Genomic DNA, 24195 nt, shown 5'->3' with positions numbered 1-24195 from the left:
GTGAGCCGTTATCAGTCCTCACCTTGCGGCGGCATGCTCTTGACCGGCTCCGGGTCGTTGTCGGTCTGGCCCACCTTCGACGCGCCACCGGGCGAGCCCAGTTCATCGAAGAAGTCGGCGTTGATCTGCGTGTAGCTGCTCCACTGATCAGGCACGTCGTCTTCGTAGTAGATGGCCTCGACGGGGCACACCGGTTCGCAGGCACCGCAGTCCACGCACTCATCCGGGTGGATGTAGAGCATGCGAGCGCCCTCGTAGATGCAGTCGACTGGGCATTCCTCGATACACGCCTTGTCTTTGACGTCGACACAAGGCTCGGCAATGACGTACGTCACCGTGTTCTCCTCAAGGTCTCCTCGATCTCCTGTCCGGTGGGCTGCCGTACGGGGTGGGCATCCAAGTCAGCCGCAAGTATCCGTGGTCGTTACTTGGACGGTCGTCTCAGTGTGCCCTAACTTTCACGCGCACCCCTGTTAAGGGTTGCGCGTGGTTACTGATACTAAACGTTGCACATACAACTGCCTAGCAGACACCCCTCAGTCCGACCGCGCGGCGCGACCACCTTGCTATACCTGCGTGATGGAACGTTGCGCCCCGCCCGTCGACAAGACGGCCGTCCTCCATGTCCGACAACTGACCGCGGCCGAGGTCGACGCCGTACGCGCCACCAAACGGGTCTTCAAGGAGAGCGCGTGGGACGAGTGGCGAACCACGCAGCCGCTCGGCTTCGAGGGGCCGAATGAGCAGTTCGAGGTCAGCGCCGACTTCGCGACCGATCTGGTGTCGGTGCCGGGCGTGGTGGCCTGGTTCGTGCCCCGCGCCGGGCGTTATGCGCGCGCAGCCGTCCTCCACGACTACCTCTGGCGCTTTCCGGAGCGCACGGGGTGTGACCGCCGGACCGCCGACTACCGCTTTCGCCTGCAGATGCAGCGCGACGGCGTGAGCCTGCTGCGGCGCTGGATCATCTGGGCGACGGTGCGGCTCTCCGCGATCCTGCAGGGCAAGGGCGGCGCCGGCTGGTGGAGAGATCTGCCGGGCGCCCTGCTTCTGGTGCTGCTCGTCGCCGCCCCGATCGTCGTCGTGCCCGCGTTGGTGATCGTGGTGGCGACGGTGGTGTTCTGGCTTCTCGAGTCGGTCGTCGCGGTGGTGGTGCCCGACGAGACACCACCACCGCTGCCGTTGAAGACCTGACGGGTCAGGCCTGCTTGAGGGCCTCGATCTCGAGGGTGACGGTGACCTTGTCGCCGACGACCGCGCCGCCGGTCTCGAGCGGCATGTCGATGTTGATGCCGAAGTCTCTGCGGTTCAGCACAACTGAGGCCTCGAACCCGGCGACCTCGCCCTGTCCCATGCCGGGGTTGACGCCGTTGAACTCGACTTCGAGGGTGATCGGCTTGGTGACGCCCTTGAGCGTGAAGTCGCCATCGATGAGATAGGTGTCGCCGTTGGGCCGCACACCGGTCGACGTGAAGGTGGCGATCGGATGCTTTGCGGTGTCGAAGAAGTCGGCCGACTTGAGGTGGCCGTCGCGTTGCTCGTTACGGGTGTTGATGGAGTCGACCTTGATTTCGGCGGTGACCGAGGGCGTGCCGTCCTCGGCGACGGTGATCGCACCGTTGAAGTCGTCGAACGTGCCGCGCACCTTGCTCACCATCATGTGGCGTACGGAGAACCCTACGGTCGAGTGCACGGGGTCGATGGTCCAGGTGCCGACGGAAAGGGGGGTCGTAACAGCTGTGGTCGTGGTCATGCTCGTTTCTCCTTCGTTTCGATTCGGGGTGCCGGTCCGCCATCGGAGGCACTTCCTATCGAAACGGACCACAGTCCGGATTTATTCCGAAGGGGTCGCGGAACCGAGGCCCGCGCTTTCAGGCTCGTCTCAGGCCGCGAGCGACCGCAAAATGTCGCCGGAACGCGGCGTGTCGGGGTGCAGACACGGTCGCTCGCGGAAGTAAAGCTAGGCGGCGAGGGGGGCGTACGTCGTGGAACGCTGGCGCGCCGGGCGGCCGATGCCCTCGGCGATCGAGACGAGTTCCTCGACCGTCTTGTAGGAGCCGAACTCCGAACCGGCCATCCTCGAGATCGTCTCCTCCATCAAGGTGCCGCCGAGGTCGTTGGCCCCGCCGGTGAGCATCACCTGGGTGCGCTCGACGCCGAGTTTGACCCAGCTGGTCTGAATGTTGGAGATCCGGCCGTGCAGCATGATGCGCGCGAGCGCGTGCACGGCGCGGTTGTCGCGGTGTGTCGGGCCCGGGCGCGCGCCGCCGGCCAGATACAGCGGCGAGCTCTGGTGCACGAACGGCAGCGGCACGAACTCCGTGAACCCGCCGGTGCGGTCCTGGATTTCGCGCAACACCCGTAGGTGGCCGACCCAGTGTCGCGGCTGGTCGACGTGGCCGTACATCATCGTCGAGCTGGACCGCAGACCGACCTCGTGGGCGGTCGTCACGACCTCGATCCACATCGACGTCGGCAGCTTGCCTTTCGTCAGCACCCATCGCACTTCGTCGTCGAGAATCTCTGCCGCGGTGCCCGGGATGCTGCCCAACCCCGCCTCGCGCAACGACGTCAGCCATTCGCGAATCGACAGGCCGCTGCGGGTGACACCGTTGGCGATCTCCATCGGCGAGAACGCATGTACATGCATCGACGGCACCCGCTTCTTCACCGCGCGCACCAGATCGGCGTAGCCGGTGACGGGCAGTTCGGGGTCGATACCGCCCTGCATGCACACCTCGGTCGCGCCCGCGACGTGCGCCTCCCACGCCCGGTCGGCGACCTCGTCCACCGACAGCGAGTACGCATCGGCGTCTCCTTTACGCTGGGCGAAGGCACAGAACCGGCAGCCGGTGTAGCAGATGTTGGTGAAGTTGATGTTGCGGTTGACGACGAACGTGACGTCCTCCCCGACGGCGTCGCGGCGCAGCGAATCGGCAAGCGCGCCAACCGCATCCAATGCCGGACCGTCGGCACAGGCCAGCGCCAGGTACGCGTCGTCCGACAGCCCGGCCGGATCGCGTTCGGCGGCGCGCAACGCCGCCAGTACATCGGTGTCGATGCGTTCGGGTGCCCTGGCCGCGAGTTCGGAGATCTTCTCACGGATCGACTCCCAGTCGCCGAACGCGCTGTCGAGGTCGCTGCGGGTCTCGGTGAGCCGCCCGGCGTCGTCGATCGCGGAGTGAAGGTCGGTGCGGCCCAACGACTCCGACGCCTCATCGGGCTCTTGCCACGGCCGCCCGACCGGGTTGACGTCCAGCGCGAAACCGGTGTCGGGGTCGGCAAGCGCGTCGACGTGGCCCCGCACCCGCGGGTCGATCCACGCCGCACCCGCCTGCACGTACTGCGGTTGCGCGGTCAGCCGCTGCACCAGGTCGTAGCCGGCGTCGGCGGTCACCGCGGCCAGCTCGTCGAGTGCAGGCCACGGGCGTTCGGGGTTGACGTGGTCGGGGGTCAACGGCGAGACACCGCCCCAGTCGTCGACCCCGGCCCCGACGAGGGCCAGACACTCGTTGCGCGACACGAGGTTCGGCGGCGCCTGAACCCGCATCTTGGGACCCAGCACCAGCCGGGTGACCGCGATGGTGGCCAGGAAGTCCTCGAACTCCGCGTCCGGCGATGAGGCCATCGCGGTGTGGTCCTTGGCCCGGAAGTTCTGCACGATCACTTCCTGAACGTGCCCGAACTCCTTGTGCGACCGGCGGATCGCGTGAATGGTCTCGGCCCGCTCGACAAGCGTCTCACCTATCCCGACGAGCAGGCCCGTGGTGAACGGGATCGACAGCCGACCCGCGTCGTCCAGGGTCCGCAGCCGAACCTCGGGGTCCTTGTCCGGGCTGCCGTAATGAGCCGCGCCGCGCGTCTCGTACAGCCGCCGCGAGGTGGTTTCGAGCATCATGCCCATCGACGGTGCGACCGGCTTGAGCCGGGACAGTTCCGACCAACTCATCACGCCGGGATTCAGGTGTGGCAGCAGTCCGGTCTCTTCGAGGACGCGGATCGCCATCGCGCGCACGTAGTCCAGCGTGGAGTCGTAGCCCCGCTCGTCGAGCCACTGGCGGGCCTCGTCCCACCGCGCTTCGGGGCGGTCACCGAGCGTGAACAACGCTTCCTTGCAACCCAATTCGGCCCCGCGCCGCGCGACGTCGAGAATCTCGTCGGGCTCCATGTACATGCCCTTGCCCTGCGCACGCAGCCGGCCGGGAACGGTGACGAACGTGCAGTAGTGGCAGGTGTCGCGGCACAGATGCGTGACGGGAATGAATACTTTGCGCGAGTAGCTGACCGGTAGCTGTCCCGAGGGCCCGCGCCGCCCTGCTGCCTCGAGTCCGGCGTCGCGCACCCGTGATGCGCTGGCACACAACTCGCCCAACTGCTCGCCGCGGGCGGTCATCGCGATCGCGGCTTCGTCCACGTTGAGCGCCACCCCGTCGCGTGCGCGTCGCAGTACCCGCCGCAGCGCCGCAGGACTGGGCTGATCGGGCTTCGGTGAGATCACCGGGTCGGGCAGATCGGCGCCGCGGTGAGGGTTCAGAGCCACTCCCGTATAACCCCGCGCTCGTTGAGGATCATCCGCGCGTCTCACTTCCTGAAACATCGGCGCCTGACATATCGGCAACAGTAGTCCGCAGGGTGGCGTCGGCGGCACGCCGCCGTCGGGTCGATGGGCGCCAGCAAAACATCCACCGTCGTTCTTCTTACGTATGAGCAAATATCGGCGTAGTTTGCTGGGTGTCGGGGTTTGGGAGGACGAAGTGAAGCGCTCTGCACACTCGATGTTCGTAATGGCCGTGATCATCCTGGCGGTGAGCGCCGTCGTGATCGCCCCTGTACGCCCCGCCCCGCCGCCCTCACCAGCTCCCACCGTCCGGCTGGTCGCGTCTGCGCAAACTACGCCACCGGTGGTGCGAACGGGCCCCTCAGTCCCCGCTCTCGAGCTGCCCGAATTGCTGATCTGGTGGCTCGAACGCATCGTCGTGCCACCGAGCGCAAGCGCTTCGTTCCCCGGGCCTGACTTCCCGAACGTCGTCGGCGGCAATTCGATCGACAGCGCGATCAAGAACGTCTACAACGCGGTCGAACCGTGGGTGGAATGGGGCTTCGACGTGGCCGCATACGCCGTCGGTTGGATCCCCTACGTCGGGTGGCTCGCACCGCAGATCGAGATCTTCTACAACTTCGGCGAACGCATCGTGCGCAGCATCACGTTCAACATCGCCGACTGGCTCGGCGGCAACATCAGCTTCTGGGATGGGTTGGTCAACGTCGCCGTCGACACCATCAACTCGTTCATCTTCCTGGCCAACGACCAATTGGCTTTCTGGCTCCCGCCACTCCCGCCGATTCCGCCCATCGGTCCGTTCGCTGCGGAAGCGGCCGAGGCCGGGTTGCAGATTTCGTCGCTGGACGAATCGACCCCGCCCGTCGAAGCCAAGTTGGACCAAGAAGACGTGCTGGACGACGGTGTGAAGGATGGCGACGAGACGCTCACGCAGCGTCAAGGCATCGTCCAACAAGGCGCCAGCGAATTCGGCGGCGAAGTCGTCGGCGAACTCTCCAATCTCGACGGGGAGCAGATCGAACAGGTGCCGGCGACCGAAAAGCTCGAGACCGAGTCGACCGCCGACGGACTCATCGGCGGTGCCGAACGTGAACTCGACGGTGACGAGGAGTTGACGACCACCACCCCGGCGGACACCACGACCACCGTTCGGGCACAAGGAGAGATTCGCGCGTCAGCGATCGCCACACCGACCGGCACGACGAATACGCAGGAGACCGACGGATCACTTGCCTCGGTTCCGAAAGACAACCTCGAGAACACCTCACCCCAGTCGCCGTCGACGCAGGCGCCGTCGTCAAATGATGCGGCCGGCGACCAGGACCCGCAGGCCGACGCGAATCAAAACTCCGCCGACACCAACGGGTCCGCGGCCGGTCCGACGTAACGTCAGGTCCGCTTCACGTAGGCCCGCAGCACCGCCGCAGGCGGCAGCGTGCCGAGCACGATGAGCAGCAGCGCCGCGAACTCCAGCACGCCGGCGCCGCCGAAGATCAGGTCGTCTCCCGGTCCACCCAGCGTCATCAGCCCCACCGTCAACAGCCAGGTCCACAACGGAAGGGCCGCAACCCGCGGCGACGTGGTCCAGTGCGTCGCGGCCCACACCAGCGCGGCGTTGACCAGGCCGGCGAGCAACGCGCTGATCGGAAAAGGGACGGATCCCAGGCGGAGCGGAAGGAAGAAGGCCGAAGCGATGGCGCACAGCACACCGTCGATGGCCAGCAGCGTCAGGACCGCCACGCTTCGAGGCCCGGCGGTGATGGTGAGCGAGGTCAGGTCGGGATGCTGTCCAGCATGCCGGTGAGGGAACCGATCACCCACTGCAGGCTGTCGAACCGGTCCTGCCAATGCTGCAGGTTGGGATCGAGATCTGGATCCATGTGCCGTCCCTTCGTCGCGCCGCCGACTGCGGGCGAGCTTACTCCCTATCGCCGCCGCTATTGAAGGTCCAGTCCGGCGAGCAGATCGGTTTCCCAGCCTCGGCTGTCGCGTTCACCGGCCGTACCCGCGGCCAGGACGTAGTGCTCGACCCCGCCGACCGGTAGCGCGATGTTGTTGGACAGCGCGAACGAGCGATCGTCCGGGGCGACGGTGATCTGCGTCGCGTGCGCGCGCATCGCCGCCACCTTGGCGCTCAACTGTCCGGGATCGTCGATCACCGCGTCGATCTCGTCGTCGGGATAGCCGAACGGCACCTCGTCCACGGTCACTCGGGCCCACTCGGCGGGTGCATCGTCGATCCTGGCGAGCCCCTCGGCGATCGCGTTCCTGGACGTCACCGCCCAGTAGACCTTCGGCACGGCCCACGGCTCGCCAGGAAACCCCGACCCTTCGGCGGCGGCCACGGCGGCCATCGTCACCTCGTGGGTGTGGACGTGGTCGGGATGGCCGTAACCCCCTTGCGGGTCGTAGGTGACGACGACGTGCGGGCGCAGCTCGCGGATGATTTCGACCAGCGCACCCACGGACTCGGCGGGATCGGCGTCGATGAACCTCTGGTGGTGCCGCCGCGGTGTGCCCGCCATCCCCGAGTCGCGCCAGCGCCCGGCCCCGCCGAGGAACTCCGGTTCGTCGAGACCCAGCGCGTTGAGCGCCGCGGTCAGCTCGCCGATGCGGTAGCCGCCGAGCTGATCGGCCTCGTCCACGGCCAGGTGGGCCCACCGCTCGCCGATGACCTCGCCCTCTTCGCCGAGCGTGCATGTCACGACGCGCACCTGCGCACCGCGGCCGACGTAGTGGGCGATCGTGGCGCCGGTGGTCAGCGTCTCGTCGTCGGGATGGGCGTGCACGAACAACAGCCGCCCACCGCTGGGGTCATCGCGTTCCATTCGCACCAGCTTGCCTGCCGGCTGGCATACATTCACGAGGTGTCCCGGCGCACCGTGGAGTTCGGTTGCGCGATCATCATCATCGGTCTGCTCGCAGGCGTCGCGGGTGCGGCCACGACGCTGCTCCTGCACGGCGTCGAACACCTCACGTACCACTACTCGTTCGGCACCCTGCTCACCGGTATCGGCGGGAGCAGCCCGGTCCGGCGCGCCGCAGGCCCGATGATCGGCGGGGCGCTTGCCGGTTTCGGGTGGTGGCTGCTGCGTCGGCGCACCGAGATTCCGTCGTTGTCCTCGGCCATCACGTCGCCCCGCCCACTGCCCCGCGTGCCGTTGTGCATAGACGCCGCACTTCAGGTGCTGCTCGTCGGATCGGGCGCATCGCTGGGGCGTGAGAGCGCGCCGCGCCAGATCGCCGCCGCGCTCGGCGATTTCGGGACGACACGGCTCGCCCTGACTGCGCGCGATCGCGAGATCCTGCTCGCCTGCGCCGCGGGCGCCGGGCTCGGCGCGGTGTACAGCGTGCCGTTGGGTGGGGCCCTGTTCACCGCAAGCATCCTGCTCCGAACCTGGCATCCGCGTGCGGTCGGCGCGGCGCTGATCACGTCGAGCCTGGCCGTGGCGGTGGCGGCTCCGGTCACCCATCTCGAGCACGCGTTGACCTGGCCCGACTTCGAGCTGTCGCCCCTGTTCGCGTTTCTGGCGGTGGCCATCTCGCCGCTGGCCGCCGCGGTCGGCTTGGCCTTCGACCGCGTGATGACCGCCGCCCGGCCACCGATCCAGATGCGCTCATCGATGCTGATTCCCGCGATCGCCGCGGCCGGCCTGCTGACCGGCGTGTGCTCGATCTGGTGGCCCGAATTGCCGGGTAACGGCAGAAGCATTCTCACTGTCAGCCTCAACAACGGGCTCACGCTCGGCGCGGCCGCCATGATCCTGCTGCTGAAGCCGCTTCTCACCGCGGTGTTCCTGCGCGCCGGCGCGGTCGGCGGCCTGATCACTCCGGCGTTGGCGACGGGTGCGGCCGCTGGGTCGCTCGTCGCCCTCGCGCTGAACCACTGGGCGGGAACGGACCTCCCCGTCTCGGCCTTGTCGTTGACGTGCGCGGCGGGCGTGCTGGCGATCACCCAGCGCGCACCGGCGTTCGCGGCGCTGTTCGTCTGGGAGCTCGCGCATCCGCCCTACTGGCTGCTGGTGGTGTTCGCAATCGCGGCGTTCGCCGCACACGGCTTGCGCGGGCTGCGCGACAGGCGGACCACCACCGGCGGGTGAGGCACTACTGCTTGGTCTTCACCCATTCGCCCGCGTCACCGACGATGCCGACCGGCACGGCACCGGACAGGCTGACGTTCTGCACGCTCGGACCCGATGCCACGATCGTGGTGTCCTGCAGGATCGGCAGCACGGTCGCCATGTTCCACAGGCGCGGTTCGACGGCGGTGATGACATCGGCGATGTCTTCGCTGCCATCCAGCGCGGCGTCGATCTTCGGCTGAATGCTGCGATCGCACATCCCGGTGATGTTGCTCGGCGCCTGAACCAGTTCGTCGGTTTCGGGTTCGGGCTGTGGACTCGGCGTCGTCGCGGTGGGTGTGGGCCGCGTCGTGCTCGGTGTCGGGGTCGCGGGAGCAGTCGCCCTTGGGCCGGGTTGGACCGTCGCCACCGGGGTCGCCTCCAGCGCCCGGCAGCCGTAGCGCGACGCAAGCGACGTGGCCAGATCGCCGCCCGCCTGATTCCAGCCGACCACCGCATCGACCCGGTTATTGGGCAACGCATCGTCGTAGAGCGCCACGGGGTCGAGCGCCGACACCGATGCGGCGATGCCGACGTTGCGCAGTTGGTCGGCCGCGGTGTTGGCCACGGCCACCGACGTCGGGTCGTTGGCCGCCACCCCAATCACCAACGTCAACGGCTCACCGTTCCTGGCGATGCGCCCACGGTCGCCGTCCGGTGGGGGGGTTCCCGGTGTGGGCGGCGCACTGGTCACGACGGGTTCCACCTCGTACCCCGCGTCGGCCAGCAACCCGAGGGCGTCCTCCTTGGCCATCGCGGGCGGCGCGGTCGGGGTGTAACCCGGATCCGACGGTGAGCGCACCTGAGCCTGAGCCAACGTCACCGTGTTGTCGTCGCCCGCGCCGACGGCGGCGAGAAGGTCGACGTCGAGCAACCCCAGGATCGCCTTGCGCACTTGCGACTCCCGCAACGCGGGCTGCTGGGCCCGCAGACTCAACCGCATCACACGCGGCGTGACGATGCGCGCCGTGCGCACGTCGGGAATCGCGGACAGTTGGGCGAACACGGCCGACCCGCCGTGCACCTGGGCGACCTGCGTGTCACCGTTGCGAATCGAATCGGCCAGCGCCGCCGCGTCGCCACCCCTGCGGAACAACACCTGATCGGGCTTTGCCGGAGGACCCCAGTACCGGTCGTTGCGGGCCAGCAGAATTTCGTCGCGCTGGGGGTCGATGTTCTCGACGCGGAACTGACCGCCCGTCACGGGCAGCGCCCGCGCGAGGCCTGCCGCGAACCCGCCGGGCACGTCCTTGACGATGTGAGCCGGGAGGATGTCGTTGAACAACTCGCGCCACGCCGGATACGGCTGCGAGAACGTCACGACCGCGGTCTTGCCGCCTTCGACCGACTGCACGCCGGTGATCAGGTCGTAGCCCGCCGGGTCGACGACCCCGGGCTGGCTGACCATCTGCTGCCACAGGTACCAGTAGTCGTCGGCGGCGATGGGCGCGTTGTCGGTCCACGACGCCTCGGGTCGGATCTTGTAGGTGACGGTGAACGGCTCTCGGCTCGTCACCTCTGCCGAGTCCAGCAGCGTGGTGTCGAGCTCCCACCGCGACCCGGTCGGGGTCTTCGGATCGGCGATGGGCCGGAAGGAACTGGGCAGCACGAGCGAGCTGATCGCCGCGTTGACGGGCGACTGATCGGACAGCAGATGCGGATTGAAGCCGGGGCCGATCCAGTCGATCGCCATGATGATCTGCGTCGCCTTCAACGGAGGAGGCGGCGGCTGCTGCTGCGTGTCGGTGCTTTGCGGGGCGGGCGGCGGGCTGACGGTGCAGGCGGCCAACAGTGTCACCATCGCGGACAACGTGGCGATGACGCGTCGGGGGCCGGGCACGCCCAACAGGGTATCGGGCAACTTTGAGGCACCCGCCCGATCGGCGACCGCCGGTTTCAGCCGCGGGCCTTCGCGCGCGCCTTGGCCCTGGCGCGCAGGCTCGCGTTCAACTCCACCTTGCGCACGCGGACGACCTCGGGGGTGACCTCGACGCATTCGTCCTCGGCGCAGAACTCCATGGCTTGTTCCAGGGTCAGTTCCAGCGGCCGGGCCAGGGTTTCGATGACGTCGGCCGTCGAGCTGCGCATGTTGGTGAGCTTCTTCTCCCGGGTCACGTTGACGTCGAGGTCCTCGGCGCGCGGGTTGATGCCGACGACCTGACCTTCGTAGGTGTCCTGGCCGGGCTCGACGAAGAACTGGCCGCGGTCGGCGAGCTGGATCATCGCGAACGGCGTGATCTGACCGCTGCGGTCGGAGACCAGCGAGCCGCTGTGCCGGGCGCGGATCTCCCCCGCCCACGGCCGGTAGCCATCGAAGACCGCGTTGGCGATGCCGGTGCCGCGGGTGATGGTCAAAAAGTCGGTGCGAAACCCGATGAGCCCGCGGCTCGGCACGACGAAGTCCATCCGCACCCAGCCCGCGGCGTGGTTGGTCATGTCCTCCATGCGGCCCTTGCGTGCGGCCATCAGCTGCGTGATGGCGCCGACGAACTCCTCGGGACAGTCGATGGTCATCGCCTCGTACGGCTCGTGCAGCTTGCCGTCGATGGTGCGGGTCACCACCTGCGGCTTGCCGACGGTCAGCTCGAAACCCTCGCGGCGCATCTGTTCGACGAGCACGGCCAGCGCCAGTTCGCCGCGGCCCTGCACCTCCCACGCGTCGGGCCTGCCGATGTCGACGACCTTGATCGACACGTTGCCGACCAGTTCCTGGTCCAGGCGGTTGCGCACCATCCGCGCGGTGAGCTTGTGGCCGGACACCTTGCCCGCCAGCGGTGAGGTGTTGGTGCCGATGGTGACCGAGATGGCCGGCTCATCGACGCTGATGCGCGGCAGCGCGTGCGCGTGGTCCGGATCGGCGAGCGTGTCGCCGATCATGATCTCGGGCATGCCTGCGACGGCGACGATGTCGCCGGCGATGGCCTCGTCGGTCGGATTGCGTTCGACGCCGACGGTGGCCAGCAGTTCGGTGATCTTGGCGTTCGTGACGACCGGTACGCCGTCGACTTCGCGCATCCAGGCGACCTGCTGGCCCTTGCGCAGCTTGCCGTTGTAGATGCGGACCAGCGCCAGGCGGCCCAGGAACGCCGAGGCGTCGAGGTTGGTGACCAGCGCCTGCAGCGGGGCTTCGGGGTCGCCGGTGGGCGGCGGGATGTGCTCCATCAGCACGTCGAACAGCGGGTCGAGGTTGGTGCCGTCCGGGTTCTCGCCGTTGGCGGGCTCGGTGGTGCTGGCGATGCCCGCCCGGCCCGACGCGTACAGCGTCGGCAGCCCGAGCGCCTCTTCGGCCGCCTTCTGCGCTTCCTCATCGAGGTCCGATGCGACGTCGAGCAGCAGGTCGTGGCTGTCGGAGACGACCTCGCTGATCCGGGCGTCGGGGCGGTCGGTCTTGTTGACCACCAGGATCACCGGCAGATGGGCGGCCAGCGCCTTGCGCAGCACGAAGCGGGTCTGCGGCAGCGGCCCCTCGGACGCGTCGACCAGCAGCAGCACACCGTCGACCATGGACAGCCCGCGTTCGACCTCGCCGCCGAAATCGGCGTGTCCCGGGGTGTCGATGACGTTGATGACGGTCACGTTGCCGTCGGCGTGGTGGCGGTGCACGGCGGTGTTCTTGGCGAGGATCGTGATGCCTTTTTCGCGCTCGAGGTCACCGGAGTCCATGATGCGTTCGGTGGCGTCGTCACCACGGTGTGTGAGCGCGCCCGACTGACGCAGCATGGCGTCGACCAGGGTCGTCTTCCCGTGGTCGACGTGTGCCACGATGGCGACGTTCCTAAAATCCACTTCGAGATTGTCGCAGTGCGGTCGGCCGATCACGAAAACGAGAGATGTCCGTCACTTGAAGCCCAGCAAGCTCGCCGACCTCAAGCCAAAGAAGAAGTGCTGCCGCAGCAAGCCTCGGTGTAAGCGCTGCCCGGTCGTGGTGCACCAGGTCCGCAAGGCGGAACTCAACGGTCTGCGCGGCAAGGACCTGGCGAAGGTGCACAAGCGGGCGCGCAAGATCAAGTAGTCCGGAGCTCACAGCGTTTGCGCAGGTGCGGTGACTACCGTCGACCTCGTTACCCGAGGGAGGGAGACGGGCCATGATGATTTTCGAGATCCTCACCGTGGTGCTCATCGGAGTGCTGGCGGCCGCCGCAGTCGCGGCGATCTACATCGGACTGCTCAACTGGATGGGCGCCGCTTTCGTGGTGCGATGCGCGACCTGTCACCACCTGACGCTGTCGTCGACCACCGCATCGCGCGAATCCTGCGTGCACTGCCGGCATCCGGCGCTGCTGCACCCCATCTACGCGGTGCATCACCAACCGGCGGTGCGCGTCGTCCGCGACGGCTTGCGTTACTGACCCCCCAGCGCCAGGCGCAGCTCCGGCACCCACGCGCGGTCGGCGGGAACCCAAGCGAGGCCGTCGAGTTCGTCGGCGGTGACCCAGCGCAGCGCCCGGTGGTCATTGGGATGCAGGGTGCCACCGGTCCGGGTGACGACGTAGGCGCGCAGAGACGTCGTCGGTCCGAGCGCGACGTCGGCGCCCAGACGCGCGCCGACGGTCACTTCCACGCCGAGTTCTTCGTGTAGCTCGCGGGCCAGCGCGGCCTCGTCGGTCTCGCTTGCCGACACCTTGCCGCCGGGCAACTCCCACAGCCCGGCCAGTTCGGGCGGCCGCTCGCGCTGCGCCACCAGCAGCACCCCGGCGTCGATCAGCGCACCGGCCACCACGATCTGCTCTGACATCGCGACCGAAGGTATACCGTCGAACCCATGGCTGTGTTAACGGACGAACAAGTAGACGCCGCACTGCCCGACCTGCCCGGCTGGGAGCGCGCCGACGGCGCCCTGCGTCGCTCGATCAAGTTCCCGGCCTTTCTCGACGGTATCGCCGCCGTCCGTCGGGTCGGCGAGCACGCCGAAGCCAAGGACCACCATCCTGATATCGACATCCGATGGCGCACAGTAACTTTCGCGCTGGTGACGCACTCCGAGGACGGCATCACCGACAAGGACGTCGAGATGGCCCGCGACATCAACGGGATCGTCGGCCAGTAGCGGCGATCCAGGCCAGCGTCGCCAGCGTGGCCACGACGTAGATCAGCCCGGCCCACGCCAAATACCACGGCCGCGAGATCACCCAGATCGACGGCTGCGCGAAGCTCAACAGCCACGGCACGCCCACCAGCGTGAGCACGAGCCAGCCCCACCCCAGCACCCGCGCGCCGAGACGGGCGCTCAACGGCCCGTGCAGCAACCAGATCATCAACGGGATCAGCCACACCCAGTGATGTGTCCACGAGATCGGTGAGAGCAGCAGACCGAACAACTGCACCACGACGATCGCACCCAACCGATCCGACGCGCCGCCGATCGCGCGCCACGCCAGGACCGCCAGCACCGCCGTCACCGCGATGCCCGCCACGACCGCCGGCCCGTACCCCGCGTCGTGCCCGAGGATCCGCGATATCCCACCGCGCCACGATTGGTTGAACGACGTGCCGACCGGGCCGACACGATTGGCGTCACCGAGCAGTTCGGTGAAGTAGCGCCGGGTCTCGTCGCCGACAACCAGGGCCGAAATCCCCACGGTCGCAACGAATACGACCGCTGAGAAGATCACCGCACCCCATCGCCGCGCACCGAGGAAGTACAACCCCGAGACCGCGGGCGTCAGCTTCAACCCTGCCGCGACGCCGACCAGCAGGCCGGACAACCACCACCGCGTGCTGTACACCGCATAGAGAACCGCCAGCACGAGCACCACGTTGATCTGCCCGTAGTCGAAGGTGCTGCGCAGCGGTTCGAGCCAGATGCCGACCGCCGTCCACAGCATCGCGGTCCGCCGATCGCCGGAACCCAGGAGCCGCTGGCTGATGCGCACCACACCGTAAAGGGCGGCGATGATTCCGAGTTGCCACAACAACGCGACGAGGCCGAACGGCAACAGGTGAAGCGGATAGAACACCACCGCGGCGAACGGCGGATAGGTGAAAGGCAGGGGGAAGTCCGGCGTCTGCTCGGCATAGACGTAGTCGTAGAGCGCGCCGGGTTGATCCAGCGTGCCGGCACCTCCGACGTAGACGTGCAGGTCGACGAAGTTCGCGCCGTTGGGCACCAGATAGGTCCACGCCAGTCGTGCGGCGATGCTGATCACCAACAGCACGGGCGCCGCAGCGGCCAGTCGCTCGGCCATCCGCGACGTCGACGGGGCGGCGCTTGTCGAGGTGTCTATCCGCCCGACTCTATCGGCCGGTCACCGAAACCCCTCGCTTGCGTAACGGTTGAGTCACTGCCACACGTGTCACTTGAGTCACACCAGTAACTCCGTAGCTTCGGGCGAAGACGTGCCGACACAACTGATTGGGAGAACCATGCGCAGCACCGGAAAACTGTTCGCGACCACCATGATCGCCGCGGCGGGAGCGGTCTCGGCCGCGCTGGCGCTGAGCGCCACCGCCACCGCCCAGCCCGCGGCGCCGGCACCCGCGCCCAGCGTGCCGGGGTTGCCGCTCATCCAGCAGTTGGCGTCGAACCCGGCCGCCGCGACGCAGCTCATGCAGGGCTTCACATCGCTGCTGAACACCGCTCAGGCCCCCGCCGCCCCGGCCGCGACGCCTCCGTCGGCGACGGCGACGGTCACCCTTCCGCAGCCGCCGTCATCGCTGCCCGGTATGCCCGCGGCGCCGGCGGCACCCGCAGCCACGCCTGCGGCCGCACCGGCCAACCCGGCCAGCCTGCTGTCCAACCTGCCGACCGGGTTGGCCTCCCTGCTGCCTGAGGGAACGCCGTTGACCGGCCTCCTGCCCGCCGCCGCACAGGCGGCCACGCCGGCGGCTGCCGCACCCGCCGCCGCGGCCCCGGCCGCCGCTGCGCCTGCCGCTGCCCCGGCACTGCCCAGCGCGGGTATGGCGCCGCTGCTGATGCCGCTGTCGGCTCTTCCGTGATCCGCGGGGCGACGCCGAACCACCCACTGGCAGACACGACCACTACAACCACGTTCTGAGGGAGCCATGTCAGCTCGAAGGATGTTCGCCACCGTCGCCCTCGCGATCGGCTCATCGGCCACGCTGCTCGCCAGCGGCGTGACCGGTGTGGCCGGCGCCGAACCCGCGCCCCCGGCGCCGATCGACGGGCTGCAGGCGCCCGGCCTGACGGCGGTCCAGGGCATCAGCCCGGCGATCCAGCAGGCCGCCGCGGATCCGACGAATGCCGCGTCGACGCTGATGGCCGCGGCCGCGGTGTTCGCCGGTGACGCGGTCGCGCCCACCGAGTCGCGCAATGTCGCGTCGGCGGTCAACCAGTTCGTCGCGCACAATCCCGCACCCGGCGCGGTGCCGGGCGAGCAGGCGCATCTGCCGGCCGGGATCAATCCGGCTCACGCTGTCGGACCCGTACCGGACGCGGTGCCCGCACCCGAGGTGCCGCCCGCACCTGCGGCCGCTCCCGCTCCGGCACCCGCGCCTGCGGCTGCACCGGTGGCTGTTGCCGCGGCGCCCGCACCCGAGGCCGCTCCGGCTCCCGCTCCGGCGCCGGTTCCGGAGGCCGCGCCTGCTCCGGGTCCAGCACCCGCACCGGCTCCTGCCGCCGCGCCCGGCCCCGGCTTCGGCCCGGACGCCCCGCCGACGCAGGACTTCATGTACCCGTCGATCAGCAACAATTGCCTGGGCGACGGCGGAAACGTACTCGCCACCGCGATTTCGGTGGCCGGGCCCGCGAAGATCCCGACTCCGGGCCCCGGTCCGGGTCAGACCGCTTACGTGTTCACCGCCGTCGGCACGCCCGGCCCCGCGGCCGAGCAGAAGCTGCCGCTCAACGTCACCTGGGTCAACCTGACCACCGGTAAGTCGGGCAGCGCCACGCTGAAGCCGCGCTCGGATATCAACCCCGAGGGGCCGACCACTCTGACGGCGATCGCCGACACCGGCTCCGGCAGCATCCTGTCGACGATCTTCGGACAGGTCACGACCACCGAACGGCAGTGCCAGTTCATGCCGACGATCGGCTCGACGGTCGTTCCGTAACCCTGCCTCAACCCCCGGCGGCCCACACACACATCCCCGCGAGCGGCCGTGTTTGCATCACGACACGCCGCGCCGGCGCGTGCAAATGCGGTCGCTCGCCGGGATCAGTAGTCGTCAAACCGACGTTTTGGCTGATTCGCCCGCCCGCGATCGACCATCGCGTCGGTGTGGAAAAAGGATCAGTAGGCCATGAAGAGGATCGCGTCCCGGTCGTAATCGCGGCCGGGATGCGACTCGGACAGATGCGCCTGGGCCTTCTCGACCAGGTCCTCCTCGTCCTTACCGACAATCGCTTCGCCACACGGGCAGTTCAGGTGCGTCTTCATATCCCCACCTTCGCATAGGTCGCCACCGACAGGCCCAAGATATAGCCATGGATCTCTACGACGTCATGCGCACGACGGCTGCGGTGCGCGAGTACACCGGCGACCCGCTGCCCGACGACGTCCTCGAGCGCATTCTCGACAACGCCCGCTTCGCGCCGAGCGGCGGCAACCGCCAGGGCACTCGGGTCGTCGTGGTGCGCGATACCGCAACACGCGAGGCGCTGATCGAATGCGCGATACCCGGGGCCAAGCGCTACATCGCGCAGCTGCGCAACGGTGAGAGCCCGTGGAATCCGTTGCATCCCTGCGGTGTTGACGAGCAGACCATCGCGGCGGTCAACGTACCGAACCAGTCTCCGCTGCGCACCGCCGAAGTGGTGCTCGTGGTCTGCGTCGATCTCGGCGTCGTGGCCGCGTTCGATCAGCACCTCGACCGGGTGGGTCTGGTCGCGGGCGCCTCGGTGTACCCGTTCGTCTGGAACATCCTGCTGGCCGCCCGCAACGAGGGGTACGGCGGTGTGCTCACCACCGCCGCCGTCGCCGAAGAGCCGCGGGTTCGTGAGTTGCTGGGCATCCCGGACAACTACGCGGTCGCCGCTGTACTGCCGCTCGGTAGGCCGGTCCGCCAACTGACGAAGTTGACCCGCAAACCCGTCGCCGAGATCGCGACCAGGGAGCGCTTCGACGGCAAGCCGTTCGGCGCATGACGTGTGACGTTCGGTAACAGTTCGGTCGGCAACCAGACTCGATACGGCGTAGTCGATTCCGCTCGCCAGGTGTTTCGTGCGACCTTGGGAACGTGACCTGCACGCTGGGCTACGCCACAGCAAGCACCGCCGAGCAGGGCCTCGAGGGTCAGCTCGCGGCGCTCAACGCTGCAGGTGTCGACCCCCGACGGGTGTTCACCGACCGGCTTTCCGACTCCGCCGACCGCATCGGCGCGGGCCTACACTCCATGTTGAGCTACGCCCGTTCCGGCGACACCATCGTCGTGGTCGCGCTCGACCGGCTCGGCCGCACCGGAACCGAGGTCACCCGCACCATCGCCGAACTCTGCGAACGCGGCCTTCGGCTCCGCACTCTCAAAGAGGGCCTCGACACCGGGACCTCCACCGGCCGCGTCGTCGCATCCGTCATCAAGACGCTGGCCCGCCTGGATTCCGAGGACGCCGCGGTCTAACCCTTCGCGGCCTTGGCCGCTGCCTTCGCCTGCTTCTTGTACGACCGCACCTTCTCCAGCGAACCGGCGTCGACAACGTCGGCCACCGACCGGTACGAGCCCGCCTTGCCGTAGTCGCCGGCGGCCTTGCGCCAACCTTCGGGGGTCACGCCGTACTGCTTGCCGAGCAGAGCCAGAAAGATCTTCGCCTTCTGCTCACCGAACCCCGGCAGGGCCTTGAGCCGACGCAGCACCTCGACGCCGTCCGGGTCGCCCTCGGTCCACAGCGCGGCCGCATCACCGCCGTAGCGATCGACGATCAACTGCGCCAGCGCCTGTACCCGCTTAGCCATCGAACCCGGAAACCGGTGGATTGCAGGGGTTTTAGAGCACAACTCGACGAACTTCTCGGGGTCGTAGTCGGCGATCTCGCGGACATCGAAGCCACCGAGGCGGTCCGCGATCTTCTTCGGACCTGCGAACGCCGCCTCCATCGGGTACTGCTGATCGAGCAGCATCCCGGTCAGCAATGCGAACGGGTTGGATTCCAGCAGCGCGTCGGCCGCGGGATCTTGGACAAGCTGCAGTTTCGCCACGACGCCAGTCTAGATCCGAGGTTTGGGCTTAGAGTTGCCTGGCAATCAGCTGAGCGTGACGCGCGTCTCCCGGCTGCGCACACGCAACGACATCTAGATCAGGAGTCGCCCGTGCCCGAGACGCAACGATCATCCTCGGACACCGCGGTCAGCGGCGAAGAATTTCGGGCCGTGCAGGCCAGCCCGGAGTTTCAGGAACTGCGGAGCCGGCTGCGCCGCTTCGTCTTTCCGATGAGCGCGGTGTTCCTCATCTGGTATGCCGCCTACGTGATTCTGGGCGCCTTCGCCCACGACTTCATGGCGATCAAGGTGTGGGGCGACATCAACGTCGGGCTGTTGATCGGCGTCGGTCAGTTCATCTCCACGTTCGTGATCACCGGCCTGTACGTACGCTTTGCCAACCGCGAGCTTGACCCGCGGGCCGAGGCCATCCGCACCAAACTGGAAGGCGGTGCGGTATGACCACCTTGCTGGCCGTCGACCCGAACGTCGGCAACCCCGCCGCCAACATCGGCATCTTCGGGCTGTTCGTCGCGGTGACGCTGTACATCGTGATCCGCGCGAGCAAGCGCAACGCCACCGCCACCGAATTCTTCACGGCCGGGCGGTCGTTCACCGGCCCCCAGAACGGCATCGCGATCTCCGGTGACTATCTGTCCGCCGCCAGCTTCCTGGGCATCGCGGGTGCGATCGCGGTCTACGGCTACGACGGCTTCCTCTACTCCATCGGCTTCCTGGTGGCCTGGCTCGTCGCGCTGCTGTTGGTCGCCGAATTGCTGCGTAACGCAGGGAAATTCACGATGGCCGACGTGCTGAGTTTCCGGCTCAGGCAGCGCCCGGTGCGCCTCGCAGCGGCCACGACGACACTTGCGGTCTGCCTGTTCTACCTGCTGGCGCAGATGGCCGGCGCGGGCGGACTTGTCGCGCTGCTGCTCAACGTCACCAGCGATTTCGGGCAGGCCGTCGTGATCGCCGTCGTCGGTGTGCTGATGATCGTCTACGTGCTGATCGGCGGCATGAAGGGCACCACCTGGGTGCAGATCATCAAGGCCGTGCTGTTGATCGGCGGCACGGCGCTGATGACGGTGTGGGTGCTCGCCAAGTTCGGTGCGAACTTCTCCGAGATCCTCGGCGCAGCCCAGTCGGCCGTCTCGGGCTCGTCGAACGAGGCCGTCGCCGCCCGCGACGTCCTGGCCCCCGGCGCGCAGTACGGCGCGTCGTTGACATCGCAGATCAACTTCATCTCGTTGGCGCTGGCGCTGGTGCTGGGCACCGCGGGCCTGCCGCACGTGCTGATGCGCTTCTACACGGTGCCGACCGCCAAGGAGGCGCGCCGCTCGGTGGTCTGGGCGATCGCGCTCATCGGCGCGTTCTACCTATTCACCCTCGCCCTCGGTTACGGCGCCGCGGCGCTCGTCGGGCCCGACACCATCCTGGCCGCCCCCGGCGGGCAGAACTCGGCCGCACCGCTTCTGGCGTTCGAACTCGGCGGGGTGATCCTGCTCGGCATCATCTCGGCGGTCGCGTTCGCGACGATCCTCGCCGTGGTCGCCGGCCTGACCATCACGGCGGCAACGTCGTTCGCGCACGACATCTATGCCAGCGTGCTCAAGAGCGACCGGGTCAGCGAGAGCGAGCAGGTGCGGGTCTCGCGGATCACGGTCGTGGTGCTGGGTGTCTTCGCGATCGGCCTTGGCGTGCTGGCCGCCGAGCAGAACATCGCGTTCCTGGTCGCGCTCGCCTTCGCGGTGGCCGCGGCGGCCAATCTGCCGACCATCCTGTACTCGCTGTACTGGCCGCGGTTCAACACCCGCGGCGCGTTGTGGAGCATGTACGGCGGTCTGATCTCGACGATCGTGCTGATCGTGTTCTCCCCGGCCGTGTCGGGATCGAAGACCGCGATGCTGCCCAGCGTCGACTTCGCATGGTTCCCGCTCGCCAACCCCGGCATCGTGTCGATCCCGTTGGCTTTCCTGCTCGGCGCCCTGGGCACCCTGACCTCATCGGACCGGGGCGATCCGGACATCAATGCCGAGTTCGAGGTGCGCTCGCTGACCGGCGTCGGCGCCGAGAAGGCCGTCGCCCACTGAGTTCAACTGCGCGAAATTGCATTCCGGCAGGCAAAGTCCGAGTGACCGCCTGCTGGAATGCAATTTCGGCGCGGAAAGTTGCACCTCCTCGTGGCTGAGGCTCCGACCCGCGTGAGCACGCGCTGGGCGTTCCCCCTACTGGCGTACGCATTCGCGGCGATCATGCTCGGCACCACGATGCCGACGCCGATGTACGCGCTCTACGGCGAGCAGATGCGGTTCTCGGTGGCGACCACCACCGTGGTCTACGCGGCCTATGCGGGCGGTGTGCTGTTCGCGCTGCTGGCGTTCGGACGCTGGTCCGATGCGATCGGCAGGCGCCCACTGCTGCTCGGCGGTGTCGTCGCGGCGCTGATGAGTGCCGGGGTGTTCCTGGTCGCGGACTCGGTGCCGCTGTTGGTTGTCGGGCGCGTGTTCTCCGGACTGTCCGCGGGCGTCTTCACCGGGACGGCCACCGCCGCAGTCATCGAGGCCGCACCGCCGCACTGGCGCAGCCGGGCCGCCGCGGTCGCTACCGTCGCCAACATCGGCGGGCTGGGGGCCGGTCCGATGCTGGCCGGCGTGTTGGTCGAGTACGCGCCGATGCCGCTGCACCTGAGCTTCATCGTGCACATCGTGCTGGCGGCACTGGCGGGAGTGGCGGTGCTGCTGGTGCCCGAGACCTCACCGCGGTCCGGACGCATCGCGCTGCAGCGGCTGGCGGTACCGCCCGAGGTGCGCTCGGTGTTCATCCTCGCCGCGATCGCAGGCTTCGCCGGGTTCGCCGTCACCGGCCTGTTCGCCGCCGTCGCGCCGGCCTTCGTGACCGAAATCGTCGGCATCGACAACCAGGCCGCTGCCGGGCTCATCGCCGGCTCGATCTTCGCCGCGTCCGCCCTGACCCAGATCGCTACCAACACCATGCAGCCGCAGCGGGCGCTCGCCATCGGCTGCGCGATCCTGGTCGCCGGGATGGCGATTCTCGCGGCGGCCCTTCAACTCTCGTCGTTGATCGGGCTCATCGCGGCTGCCGTGGTGTCGGGCGCGGGCCAGGGGATGAGTTTCAGCCGTGGCCTGGCCGCCATCTCCGAACGCAGCCCGGCCGACCGCCGCGCCGAGGTCAACTCGACCTACTTCGTCATCGGCTATGTGGCCATCTCGCTGCCCGTCGTGGGCGAGGGCTTGGCCGCCGAGCAATGGGGATTACGCACGGCCGGCGTGAGTTTCGCGGTGGCGGTGGCCGTGCTCACCGGGATCTGCCTGGCGGCGATCCTGGTCCGCGAAGCGCGCGCGTCCCGCTAGCCGCTCTTGCGGCGGAACTCCCTGCGATGCTCGACCGGCCCGTGCGTGCGCGGCTGTTTGGCGCCGCCGTCCTTGTGGTCGCCTCCACCTGCAGACTTGGCCTTCTTGCGCTCCAGCGCCTCCCGGAACTTGCGCTTCGTGTCGTCTTCCGGTGTCTCAGCCATGACGGCAGCCTAGCCCGTGGGGCCGGCGGGCGTCGCCCGCTTTTAGCGCTTGCCGGGCGGCATGCCGTAGACGTGGCTGATCGGCAGCGTCATCAAGACCCGGCGGTCGTCGACCATCGCGCGCCGGTAGTCGTCCCAGTCGGGATGTTCGCCGGCGATGTTGCGGTACAACGCGATCAGACCCTCCACGGTGTCGTCGTCCGGTGACGCCGCGGGCGGCGTGAGTGCCGCGTCACCCTCGGCGATCGCGTAGGACCAGCCGTCGTCCGAGCTGACGTGAAGCGAGGCGCGCGGATCGCGCCGCAGGTTACGGGTCTTGGCCCGCGGCTCGGTGATCGACACCTGGATGGTCAACGCGCGCGAATCGAAGTAGTACGACACATTTGACAGCTGCGGACGACCGTCGCGTTTGATGGTCGCCAGGACGCCCAGGGAGTTTCCGCCGATCAACGCGAGCAGTTTGTCATCGAACACGTGGCGTCCCATGCTCGAAGCCTACGTCTCTACCATCGAGATGTGACCGCTCCTGCACCCCGAATCGACGGCAACGTGCTCGAAGGCGTATCCGCGACCGCGCTGTGGACGCTGTACTTTCGCGCCAGCGAAGCCAAGCGCTCCGACGGGGTGCTCCGCGACCCGTGGGCGGTCGCGCTGTTCGACGCCATCGATTACGACTACGGCAAGTTCGGCAGACCCAATCAGTCGCACGCGGTCCGGGCTCTCGCCTTCGACGCCGCCACCCGCGAGTATCTGACCGCGCATCCGAAAGCCTCGGTGGTCGCGCTCGCCGAAGGCCTGCAGACCAGTTTCTGGCGCCTGCAGCGGCAGGGCGTCACCGACGAATTGACCTGGTACTCAGTCGATCTCCCACCTGTCGTGGCCTTGCGGGAGAAGCTGTTACCGCACGACGAGCGTATCGTCCCGCTGGCGCAGTCAGCGCTGGACCGCAGCTGGATGGACCGCATCGACGCGTCGAACGGGGTGTTCATCACCACCGAGGGCCTGCTGATGTATCTGGACCCCGACGACGCACTCGGCCTGATCCGCGACTGCGCGGCCCGCTTCCCCGGCGGCCGGATGGTGTTCGACAACGTGCCGCCCTGGTTCAGTCGACGCACGGTGCGCGGCAAACTGAAGCTCTCCGACCGCTACGTCACCCCACCGATGCCGTTCGCGATGACGCCCGACGAGGCGGTCGCGCTTGCGGGGCGCATTCCCGGTGTGCGCGCCGCCCACGACCTCCCCATGATTCCGGGGCGTGGACTGTACAAGGTGCTGGCCTCGCCGATGTGGGACCGCCTCGGCTTCCTGCGCAGAGGCCGGCCCAGCCACACCCTGCTGGAGTTCGGCTGATGACGCGCTACGCCGCCTTCCTGCGAGGGGTCAACGTGGGCGGCGTCAACCTCAAGATGGCTGACGTCGCGAAGGCCTTCGAGGACGCCGGATTCCGTTCGGTGCGAACGATTCTCGCCAGCGGCAACGTGCTGTTCGAGAGCGGGTCGAAGGTCGACGCGGTGCGGAAGAAGGCCGAGAAGGCGCTGCGCGACACGTTCGGATACGACGCCTGGGTGCTGGCCTACCCGATCGACACCGTCGCGGCGATCTCACGCGCTTACCCGTTCGAGCGCGAGGTCCCCGACCACCACTCCTACGTCACGTTCGTGACCGACGAACAGGTGCTCGACGAGCTCGCCGGCCTGGCCGAGTCGGCCGCGCCCGAGGAGAAGATCGAGCGGGGCGATGGCGTCATCTACTGGCAGGTGCCCAAGGCCGCGACGCTCGACACCACGATCGGCAAGACCATGGGCAAAAAGCGGTACAAGTCCTCGACCACCACCAGGAACCTGCGGACGTTGGACAAAGTCCTGCGCTAGGTACATTCGAGCA

General features: G+C 68.1%; 28 protein-coding genes. 15 read left to right on the top strand and 13 right to left on the bottom strand.

Annotated features, from left to right (window positions below):
* Nucleotides 1-11: 11 nt before the first annotated feature.
* The gene (gene fdxA, locus A5759_RS07105; protein ID WP_064398016.1) at nt 12-335 is read right to left on the bottom strand and encodes a ferredoxin; all 324 of its coding nucleotides are present in this window, start codon (nt 333-335) and stop codon (nt 12-14) included.
* A gap of 244 nt (nt 336-579) precedes the next feature.
* Here fdxA and A5759_RS07100 point away from each other — a divergent pair, with 244 nt between their 5' ends.
* Complete coding sequence (locus tag A5759_RS07100) at nt 580-1191, top strand: DUF1353 domain-containing protein (protein WP_082962024.1); 612 nt, start codon at nt 580-582, stop codon at nt 1189-1191.
* Between the two features lie 4 nt (nt 1192-1195).
* Here A5759_RS07100 and A5759_RS07095 read toward each other — a convergent pair whose 3' ends face one another.
* Together A5759_RS07095 and A5759_RS07090 are read right to left on the bottom strand one after the other, a co-directional pair.
* Nucleotides 1196-1750, bottom strand: coding sequence for a YceI family protein (locus A5759_RS07095; protein WP_068195575.1), 555 nt, complete (start codon nt 1748-1750; stop codon nt 1196-1198).
* Nucleotides 1751-1957: 207 nt separating this feature from the next.
* Nucleotides 1958-4537 (bottom strand): bifunctional FO biosynthesis protein CofGH, encoded by a 2580-nt coding sequence (locus A5759_RS07090; RefSeq protein ID WP_068195572.1) that lies wholly within the window; start codon nt 4535-4537, stop codon nt 1958-1960.
* Nucleotides 4538-4751: 214 nt separating this feature from the next.
* Between A5759_RS07090 and A5759_RS07085 the strand changes: the two genes are divergently transcribed.
* Nucleotides 4752-5945, top strand: a complete 1194-nt coding sequence (locus A5759_RS07085; RefSeq protein ID WP_156616841.1) for a hypothetical protein — start codon at nt 4752-4754, stop codon at nt 5943-5945.
* 2 nt (nt 5946-5947) lie between these two features.
* Here the strand turns inward: A5759_RS07085 and A5759_RS07080 are convergent, their stop codons facing one another.
* Together A5759_RS07080 and mshB are read right to left on the bottom strand one after the other, a co-directional pair.
* Nucleotides 5948-6379 carry a hypothetical protein gene (locus tag A5759_RS07080; RefSeq protein WP_369816172.1) on the bottom strand — a complete coding sequence of 144 codons (432 nt, stop codon included), beginning with the start codon at nt 6377-6379 and terminating at the stop codon, nt 5948-5950.
* 116 nt (nt 6380-6495) lie between these two features.
* Complete coding sequence (gene mshB / locus A5759_RS07075; protein WP_068195559.1) at nt 6496-7386, bottom strand: N-acetyl-1-D-myo-inositol-2-amino-2-deoxy-alpha-D-glucopyranoside deacetylase; 891 nt, start codon at nt 7384-7386, stop codon at nt 6496-6498.
* A gap of 39 nt (nt 7387-7425) precedes the next feature.
* Here mshB and A5759_RS07070 point away from each other — a divergent pair, with 39 nt between their 5' ends.
* Complete coding sequence (locus A5759_RS07070) at nt 7426-8658, top strand: chloride channel protein (protein WP_068195557.1); 1233 nt, start codon at nt 7426-7428, stop codon at nt 8656-8658.
* Nucleotides 8659-8662: 4 nt separating this feature from the next.
* Here A5759_RS07070 and A5759_RS07065 read toward each other — a convergent pair whose 3' ends face one another.
* Nucleotides 8663-10525: an ABC transporter family substrate-binding protein gene (locus A5759_RS07065; protein ID WP_197505981.1), complete on the bottom strand. Its 1863-nt coding sequence runs from the start codon at nt 10523-10525 to the stop codon at nt 8663-8665.
* Between the two features lie 50 nt (nt 10526-10575).
* Nucleotides 10576-12465 (bottom strand): translational GTPase TypA, encoded by a 1890-nt coding sequence (typA, locus tag A5759_RS07060; RefSeq protein ID WP_156616840.1) that lies wholly within the window; start codon nt 12463-12465, stop codon nt 10576-10578.
* Nucleotides 12466-12520: 55 nt separating this feature from the next.
* On the opposite strand from typA, the gene A5759_RS25900 reads away from it, so the two are divergent.
* Nucleotides 12521-12691, top strand: a complete 171-nt coding sequence (locus A5759_RS25900) for a hypothetical protein (RefSeq protein WP_094292898.1) — start codon at nt 12521-12523, stop codon at nt 12689-12691.
* 73 nt (nt 12692-12764) lie between these two features.
* A complete protein-coding gene (locus A5759_RS07055; RefSeq protein ID WP_068195547.1) occupies nt 12765-13028 on the top strand; it encodes a hypothetical protein in 264 nt (87 codons plus the stop codon).
* Here the strand turns inward: A5759_RS07055 and A5759_RS07050 are convergent.
* A complete protein-coding gene (locus A5759_RS07050) occupies nt 13022-13414 on the bottom strand; it encodes a (deoxy)nucleoside triphosphate pyrophosphohydrolase (RefSeq protein WP_068195541.1) in 393 nt (130 codons plus the stop codon). The two genes, A5759_RS07055 and A5759_RS07050, sit on opposite strands and share 7 nt — an antisense overlap.
* 27 nt (nt 13415-13441) lie before the next feature.
* On the opposite strand from A5759_RS07050, the gene A5759_RS07045 reads away from it, so the two are divergent.
* Nucleotides 13442-13726, top strand: a complete 285-nt coding sequence (locus A5759_RS07045) for a 4a-hydroxytetrahydrobiopterin dehydratase (protein ID WP_068195538.1) — start codon at nt 13442-13444, stop codon at nt 13724-13726.
* Here the strand turns inward: A5759_RS07045 and A5759_RS07040 are convergent.
* On the bottom strand, nt 13704-14864 hold the full coding sequence (locus A5759_RS07040; protein ID WP_068195535.1) for a mannosyltransferase: 1161 nt from the start codon (nt 14862-14864) through the stop codon (nt 13704-13706). The genes A5759_RS07045 and A5759_RS07040 overlap by 23 nt on opposite strands.
* A gap of 178 nt (nt 14865-15042) precedes the next feature.
* Between A5759_RS07040 and A5759_RS07035 the strand changes: the two genes are divergently transcribed.
* Nucleotides 15043-15615 carry a hypothetical protein gene (locus A5759_RS07035; RefSeq protein WP_068195533.1) on the top strand — a complete coding sequence of 191 codons (573 nt, stop codon included), beginning with the start codon at nt 15043-15045 and terminating at the stop codon, nt 15613-15615.
* Between the two features lie 66 nt (nt 15616-15681).
* Nucleotides 15682-16692: a hypothetical protein gene (locus A5759_RS07030; protein ID WP_068195531.1), complete on the top strand. Its 1011-nt coding sequence runs from the start codon at nt 15682-15684 to the stop codon at nt 16690-16692.
* A 179-nt stretch (nt 16693-16871) separates the two neighbouring features.
* On the opposite strand, the gene A5759_RS07025 is transcribed toward A5759_RS07030, so the two are convergent.
* Nucleotides 16872-17018: a DUF1059 domain-containing protein gene (locus tag A5759_RS07025; RefSeq protein ID WP_066808023.1), complete on the bottom strand. Its 147-nt coding sequence runs from the start codon at nt 17016-17018 to the stop codon at nt 16872-16874.
* A gap of 47 nt (nt 17019-17065) precedes the next feature.
* Here A5759_RS07025 and A5759_RS07020 point away from each other — a divergent pair, with 47 nt between their 5' ends.
* Together A5759_RS07020 and A5759_RS07015 are read left to right on the top strand one after the other, a co-directional pair.
* A complete protein-coding gene (locus A5759_RS07020; RefSeq protein WP_068195528.1) occupies nt 17066-17725 on the top strand; it encodes a nitroreductase family protein in 660 nt (219 codons plus the stop codon).
* A gap of 92 nt (nt 17726-17817) precedes the next feature.
* Nucleotides 17818-18198: a recombinase family protein gene (locus A5759_RS07015; protein ID WP_064397985.1), complete on the top strand. Its 381-nt coding sequence runs from the start codon at nt 17818-17820 to the stop codon at nt 18196-18198.
* Here the strand turns inward: A5759_RS07015 and A5759_RS07010 are convergent.
* Complete coding sequence (locus tag A5759_RS07010; RefSeq protein ID WP_068195525.1) at nt 18195-18773, bottom strand: HhH-GPD-type base excision DNA repair protein; 579 nt, start codon at nt 18771-18773, stop codon at nt 18195-18197. The two genes, A5759_RS07015 and A5759_RS07010, sit on opposite strands and share 4 nt — an antisense overlap.
* A gap of 111 nt (nt 18774-18884) precedes the next feature.
* On the opposite strand from A5759_RS07010, the gene A5759_RS07005 reads away from it, so the two are divergent.
* The 3 genes from A5759_RS07005 (at nt 18885) to A5759_RS06995 (ending at nt 22144) form a co-directional block, all read left to right on the top strand.
* On the top strand, nt 18885-19235 hold the full coding sequence (locus tag A5759_RS07005; protein WP_068195522.1) for a DUF485 domain-containing protein: 351 nt from the start codon (nt 18885-18887) through the stop codon (nt 19233-19235).
* Nucleotides 19232-20863 (top strand): cation acetate symporter, encoded by a 1632-nt coding sequence (locus A5759_RS07000; RefSeq protein ID WP_068195520.1) that lies wholly within the window; start codon nt 19232-19234, stop codon nt 20861-20863. Before A5759_RS07005 ends, A5759_RS07000 begins: the two co-directional genes overlap by 4 nt.
* A 111-nt stretch (nt 20864-20974) precedes the next feature.
* Nucleotides 20975-22144: an MFS transporter gene (locus A5759_RS06995; protein ID WP_369816171.1), complete on the top strand. Its 1170-nt coding sequence runs from the start codon at nt 20975-20977 to the stop codon at nt 22142-22144.
* On the opposite strand, the gene A5759_RS25895 is transcribed toward A5759_RS06995, so the two are convergent.
* Together A5759_RS25895 and A5759_RS06990 are read right to left on the bottom strand one after the other, a co-directional pair.
* Nucleotides 22141-22308, bottom strand: coding sequence for a DUF5302 domain-containing protein (locus tag A5759_RS25895; RefSeq protein WP_094289178.1), 168 nt, complete (start codon nt 22306-22308; stop codon nt 22141-22143). The two genes, A5759_RS06995 and A5759_RS25895, sit on opposite strands and share 4 nt — an antisense overlap.
* A 42-nt stretch (nt 22309-22350) precedes the next feature.
* Nucleotides 22351-22794: a PPOX class F420-dependent oxidoreductase gene (locus A5759_RS06990; protein WP_068195514.1), complete on the bottom strand. Its 444-nt coding sequence runs from the start codon at nt 22792-22794 to the stop codon at nt 22351-22353.
* A 30-nt stretch (nt 22795-22824) separates the two neighbouring features.
* Here A5759_RS06990 and A5759_RS06985 point away from each other — a divergent pair, with 30 nt between their 5' ends.
* Both A5759_RS06985 and A5759_RS06980 read left to right on the top strand, forming a co-directional pair.
* Nucleotides 22825-23661 (top strand): class I SAM-dependent methyltransferase, encoded by an 837-nt coding sequence (locus A5759_RS06985; RefSeq protein WP_068195511.1) that lies wholly within the window; start codon nt 22825-22827, stop codon nt 23659-23661.
* Nucleotides 23661-24182: a DUF1697 domain-containing protein gene (locus A5759_RS06980; RefSeq protein ID WP_068195509.1), complete on the top strand. Its 522-nt coding sequence runs from the start codon at nt 23661-23663 to the stop codon at nt 24180-24182. The genes A5759_RS06985 and A5759_RS06980 overlap by 1 nt, the downstream gene beginning before the upstream one ends.
* Nucleotides 24183-24195 lie beyond the last annotated feature (13 nt).

Source organism: Mycobacterium sp. 852014-52144_SCH5372336, assembly GCF_001665615.1.
Classification (GTDB): domain Bacteria; phylum Actinomycetota; class Actinomycetes; order Mycobacteriales; family Mycobacteriaceae; genus Mycobacterium; species Mycobacterium neumannii_A.
Note: the sequence above shows the minus strand (reverse complement) of the source record. Positions and strands in the feature narration are given on the sequence as shown.